Annotated in this window: 4 protein-coding genes; all 4 read right to left on the bottom strand. The window is 46.2% G+C overall.

The window, feature by feature from the left end; genetic code table 11:
- Positions 1 to 925 (bottom strand): ammonium transporter (locus QTO00_RS14855; protein ID WP_331425488.1); only part of this gene is annotated, 925 nt, incomplete at its 3' end.
- A gap of 27 nt (positions 926 to 952) precedes the next feature.
- Positions 953 to 1,291: a P-II family nitrogen regulator gene (gene glnK / locus QTO00_RS14850; protein WP_038206256.1), complete on the bottom strand. Its 339-nt coding sequence runs from the start codon at positions 1,289 to 1,291 to the stop codon at positions 953 to 955.
- A 188-nt stretch (positions 1,292 to 1,479) separates the two neighbouring features.
- Positions 1,480 to 1,851 carry a YacL family protein gene (locus QTO00_RS14845; protein ID WP_038206253.1) on the bottom strand — a complete coding sequence of 124 codons (372 nt, stop codon included), beginning with the start codon at positions 1,849 to 1,851 and terminating at the stop codon, positions 1,480 to 1,482.
- A 316-nt stretch (positions 1,852 to 2,167) separates the two neighbouring features.
- Positions 2,168 to 4,756 (bottom strand): bifunctional aconitate hydratase 2/2-methylisocitrate dehydratase, encoded by a 2,589-nt coding sequence (gene acnB / locus QTO00_RS14840; RefSeq protein WP_331425487.1) that lies wholly within the window; start codon positions 4,754 to 4,756, stop codon positions 2,168 to 2,170.
- Positions 4,757 to 4,902: the final 146 nt, after the last annotated feature.

Raw genomic sequence — 4,902 nt, 5'->3', positions numbered from 1 at the left:
CGACTAGTGCACCTGAAACCGCACCTACGCTTACTGCCGCTAGTGGTGATGGTGATAGAGGGTCCGCAGTGATAGCGACAAGACCAGCTAATGCACCATTAAGAATCATAGTTAAATCTGCTTTACCCCAAGTCGTCTTACAAACAAGAAGCGCTGCGATTGCACCAGCTGCTGCTGCTGCATTGGTGTTTAGGAAGATTTGACCTACTGCTGTTGCGTTCTCGAAGTCAGAAACCATTAGCTGAGAACCACCGTTGAAGCCGAACCAACCGAACCATAGAATGAACGTACCTAATGTCGCTAGAGGCATGTTTGAACCAGGAATTGGGTAGATTTCACCGTTTTTACCGTATTTGCCTTTACGAGCGCCTAGTAGTAGAACACCTGCTAGAGCTGCTGCTGCACCTGCCATGTGAACGATACCTGAACCCGCGAAGTCACTGAAGCCAGCTTCTGAAAGGAAACCACCGCCCCAAGTCCAGTAACCTTCTACTGGGTAGATGAACGCTGTTAGCACTACGGCAAATATTAAGAAAGACCAAAGCTTCATACGCTCTGCCACGGCACCAGATACTACAGACATTGCTGTTGCAACAAACACAACTTGGAAGAAGAAGTCAGACTCTAGCGAGTGATCAGCCCCCTCACCTTGGGTACCAATCAGCGCACCCAATGATGGTAGCCAACCGCCTTCACTGTTATCTACATACATGATGTTGTAACCCACAACTAAGAATGTGGTACAAGCAATCGCGTACAGACAGAAGTTTTTAGTTAATATTTCCGTAGTGTTTTTAGAACGAACTAGACCTGCTTCTAGCATGGCAAAACCTGCCGCCATCCACATAACTAACGCACCCGAAATGAGAAAGAAAAAGGTGTCTAGTGCGTAACGTAATTCTGTTACTGTAGTTGTTAATTCCATCTTTATTGTCTCCAATCCTTTGAATTCTTAAAGTGCTTCAGTGTCCATTTCGCCAGTACGGATACGTACCGCTTGGCTAAGGTCATACACGAAAATTTTGCCGTCACCGATCTTTCCAGTGTGCGCAGCTTTTGAAACTGCCTCAATCACTCGGTCAACGTTTTCTGCCTGAGTCGCTATTTCAAGTTTTACCTTCGGCAAGAAGTCAACTTGGTACTCAGCACCACGGTATAGCTCAGTGTGACCTTTCTGACGGCCAAAACCTTTGACCTCTGATACTGTCATCCCTTCGATACCAACATCGGCTAGGGCCTCACGTACATCATCTAATTTAAATGGTTTGATAATCGCATTAATAAGTTTCATCGCATCCTCTCTGAAGCTGTCATCCTTTTGCTTATAGGTAATCCAAGGTACGTGCCAACTTATTAACCTATTGATTTAATTGATAACAACACATAATTGGAGTGTTACAAACGAATAAGGCGCACCAAATGGGTGCGCCTTATTCACAATCTTGAAGCAAGCTTAGAATAGCTCACCATAGCAGTGCATTATTTCGTCGTTAGGAAACTTTTCCATTGCATAATAAGATCTTCAAAGTCGTCGATACCACAGTTTGCAAGGCTTTCACTGTTATAGAAATCAAACTCGCTATCGGCTTCCATTTCTTGTCCATGAGCCAGAACGTTTTCCTGAACCGTCACTTCATCACCTTGAATTGTTAGCGAAATTTCTGTTCCTTCAAGAAGATTTTCTTGTTGAGGATTCGCTCGAGCACAGCGAACTAACTGCTCAACTCGCTCGATTTTCTGCCAATCTTTGCCGACTTCTTCTTGTAGCCAACGCGCAACAATTTCATGCCCCATACTGGACTTTACGTAGTATTCACCCATCAATGTGTTTCTAATAAACTCAAATTCCATAGGGCACCTCTTGCGGATGTGTTTAACTCTGACTTAATGGCCGGGGAGTATACAGGGTCAGGAATCGAGGGTCGAGATTTGGGATGCGGGATGCGGGATGCGGGATTGAGAGAAGATTTTATCCCCTTGGAGAACCGATGCTGTAAACCGCTTTTGATAAATCAGTAGTCCTACCTCCCGAAGTGCGAATACCGTTCTCGTTTTCCAAAAGCGAAGAGCTCCCGCTCTCCATAGGACGAAGTCCGTTCGCGCCCCCACAAAAAAAGCGCCCACCAAGTGGTGGGCGCTCGCATAATAGCTAATAAGCCTTCAAGACCTAAGCGGGTTCTTGAAAGATAACCTTGTCAGCCTTGTTGGTGTACTGTTCCATAGTATGGAAGTTCAAGTAACGGTAAGTATCAGCGGCTGTCGCATCGATCTGCTTAGCATATTCTAAGTACTCTTCCTTAGTCGGAATCTTACCTAGAATAGCACCTACTGCTGACAGCTCAGCGGATGCGAGGTACACGTTTGCACCAGTACCTAGACGGTTCGGGAAGTTACGTGTTGAGGTAGACATTACTGTCGCTTTATCAGCAACGCGCGCCTGGTTACCCATACATAGTGAACAGCCAGGAGTTTCAATACGAACACCTGCACGACCATAAATACCGTAATAGCCTTCTTCAGTGAGCTGATCACGGTCCATCTTAGTCGGTGGAGCAACCCACAGACGAGTATCAAGCTGACCACCATATTGCTCTAACAGTTTACCTGCAGCACGGAAGTGACCAATGTTCGTCATACATGAACCGATGAACACTTCATCAATATTTGTACCTTGAACTTCAGATAGCAGACGTGCGTCATCTGGATCGTTTGGTGCACATAGAATTGGCTGATCGATTTCTGCCAAGTCAATTTCAATCACGTGCGCGTACTCTGCGTCCGTATCCGCTTCCATCAACTCAGGGTTCGCTAGCCACTCTTGCATCGCTGTGATACGGCGCTCGATAGTACGGCGGTCACCGTAACCTTCCGAGATCATCCACTTAAGCATGGTGATGTTCGAGTTTAGGTACTCTTCGATAGACTCTTGAGATAGCTTAACCGTACAACCTGCTGCTGAACGCTCTGCTGATGCATCTGAAAGCTCAAACGCTTGCTCAACAGTTAAGTGCTCAACACCTTCAATTTCCAGCACGCGACCAGAGAATTCGTTGATCTTACCTGCTTTCTCGACCGTTAATAGGCCTTGCTGAATTGCGTAGTAAGGGATGGCATGCACCAAGTCACGTAGCGTGATACCTGGTTGCATTTCACCTTTAAAGCGAACCAAAATTGATTCTGGCATGTCAAGTGGCATAACACCTGTTGCTGCAGCAAAGGCAACCAGGCCAGAACCTGCAGGGAATGAAATACCTAGTGGGAAACGAGTATGAGAGTCACCACCTGTACCTACCGTATCAGGAAGAAGCATACGGTTCAGCCATGAGTGAATAACACCATCGCCAGGACGCAGTGACACACCACCACGGTTCATAATGAAGTCAGGTAGCGTGTGGTGAGTGTTCACATCAACGGGTTTTGGATAAGCAGAAGTGTGACAGAATGACTGCATCACTAAATCTGCCGAGAAGCCAAGACACGCTAAATCTTTTAGTTCATCACGCGTCATAGGACCCGTGGTATCCTGAGAACCTACCGTTGTCATTTTAGGCTCACAGTATTGGCCTGCACGAACACCTTCAACGCCACATGCTTTACCAACCATCTTCTGTGCAAGCGTGTAGCCTTTATCAGAAGCTGAAGGGTCAACAGGTTTTGCGAATAAGTCAGTCTCTCCTAGACCTAAAGAAGTACGTGCACGACTTGTTAAGCCACGACCGATGATAAGTGGGATACGACCACCAGCTCGAACTTCATCAAGCAGTACTTTGCTTAGCTCGAAGCTTGAAATTTCTGCACCGTCTTTACGTACAACGCCTTCATATGGGTAGATATCAATCACATCACCCATGTTCATGTCTTGAACGTTGAGCTCGATTGGCAATGCACCAGAATCTTCCATTGTGTTATAGAAAATAGGCGCGATCTTACCACCTAGACAGATACCACCGGTGCGTTTGTTTGGTACGTAAGGAATGTCTTCACCCATAAACCAAAGCACTGAGTTAGTCGCAGACTTACGTGAAGAACCTGTACCTACAACGTCACCTACATAGGCGAGTGGAATACCGTCTTTTTGTAGCTCTTCGATCTGTTTGATCGGACCAACACTACCGGCTTCATCAGGGTTGATGCCGTCACGCTCCATCTTAAGCATTGCTTTCGCGTGAACAGGAATGTCAGGACGAGACCATGCATCAGGTGCTGGAGACAAGTCATCGGTGTTAGTTTCACCAGTCACTTTAAATACTTTAACCGTGATTTTTTCAGCGACTTTCTCTTTCGAGGTAAACCACTCAGCATCCGCCCACGACTGAAGAGCTTGCTTAGCATATTCATTGCCAGCTTTTGCTTTCTCTTCTACGTCGTAGAAAGCATCAAACATCAGTAGTGTATGCGATAGTGCTGTAACAGCGATAGGGGCTAGAGCGTTATCATCTAGCAAATCAACAAGTGGAGCGATGTTGTAACCGCCCTGCATTGTACCAAGTAGCTGTGCTGCTTTTTCACGACTCACTAGCGGCGATTCCACTTCACCCTTAGTAATAGCTGTAAGGAAACCTGCTTTTACATACGCAGCTTCATCAACACCTGGTGGGATACGATTCTCTAGTAGGTCAAGAATAAATGCTTCTTCACCTTGAGGTGGGGTTTTGAGGAGTTCAACTAGGCCAGCAACTTGCTCAGCGTCTAGTGGTTTTGGAACAACTCCTTCAGCAGCACGCTCTTCGACGTGTTTACGGTAGGCTTCAAGCACGACTTTTTCCTCTCATTGCGGTTCCTCCCTCTTATGCTATTTATTCAAAGAATAAGGGAGTGAACATCCTTGGAAACTTGGCTCTCCTTGCCATATTTCTCATTCAATGCTGACTGATAAACAGTGCCAGAGAGGCCAAACTGTGG

This window comes from Vibrio sp. M260118 (assembly GCF_036533755.1).
In the GTDB taxonomy this organism is placed as follows: domain Bacteria; phylum Pseudomonadota; class Gammaproteobacteria; order Enterobacterales; family Vibrionaceae; genus Vibrio.
Note: the sequence above shows the minus strand (reverse complement) of the source record. Positions and strands in the feature narration are given on the sequence as shown.